Origin of the sequence: Mesorhizobium sp. M7A.F.Ca.CA.004.06.1.1 (genome assembly GCF_003999135.1) — a bacterium.
GTDB lineage: Bacteria > Pseudomonadota > Alphaproteobacteria > Rhizobiales > Rhizobiaceae > Mesorhizobium.
Genome location: NZ_RZPQ01001268.1, coordinates 1 through 868 on the forward strand (window position 1 = coordinate 1; position 868 = coordinate 868).

The 868-nt window shown below is 64.5% G+C and carries 1 protein-coding gene; it reads right to left on the minus strand.

What is annotated here, in order from left to right; translation table 11 throughout:
• Positions 1 to 108: 108 nt before the first annotated feature.
• On the minus strand, positions 109 to 868 hold a 760-nt coding region (locus EN906_RS35690), incomplete at its 5' end, for a UxaA family hydrolase (protein WP_164758375.1).

The following is an 868-nucleotide window of genomic DNA, read 5'->3' on the forward strand; positions in this document are numbered from 1 at the left end:
GACCTCGGTGACTTCCAGCGCTGTCTGGCCGATGCGGCGTCTTTCCATGCACAACCTCCCCGTTGCCCGCCGCTGACCGGCGCGCAGTCTACTTTACATCAGTAAAATCTAAAGTGTTGCGCCCAGATGCCAGGGCACGAACTCGTTGTCGCCGTAGCCGAAGTCCTCGCTCTTGGTCTTGCGGCCGGAAGCCGTCTCGACGATCAGTTCGAAGATCTCGCGACCCATGCCGGCGATGGTCTTTTCACCCGAGGCGATGACGCCGCAATTGACGTCCATGTCCTCTTCCATCTGGTGGTACATGGTGGAGTTGGTGGCGACCTTGATCGACGGCGTCGGGCGGCAGCCGAAGCATGAGCCGCGGCCGGTGGTGAAGACGATGACGTTGGCGCCGCCCGCCACCTGGCCGGTCGCCGAAACCGGGTCGTAGCCGGGCGTGTCCATGAACACGAGGCCGCTGCCAGTGACTTTTTCGGCGTAGCCGAAGACGCCGTTGAGGGGCGTCTGACCGCCCTTGGCGACCGCGCCGAGCGACTTCTCCAGGATGGTGGTGAGACCGCCGCGCTTGTTGCCGGGCGAGGGGTTGTTGTCGATCGAGGCGCCATGCTTGGCGACGTGGTCCTCCCACCATTTCACGAAACCGTCGAGCTTCTGCGCAATCTCAGGCGTTGCCGCGCGATAGGCAAGCAGATGTTCGGCGCCGTAGATCTCCGTGGTCTCGGAGAGGATGCCGATGCCGCCGACGCCAGCCAGGATATCGACAGCCGCGCCCAGCGCCGGATTGGCCGTGATGCCCGACATGCCGTCGGAGCCGCCGCATTGCAGGCCGACGACGATCTCGCTGACCGGGATCGGCTCACGCTTCAGC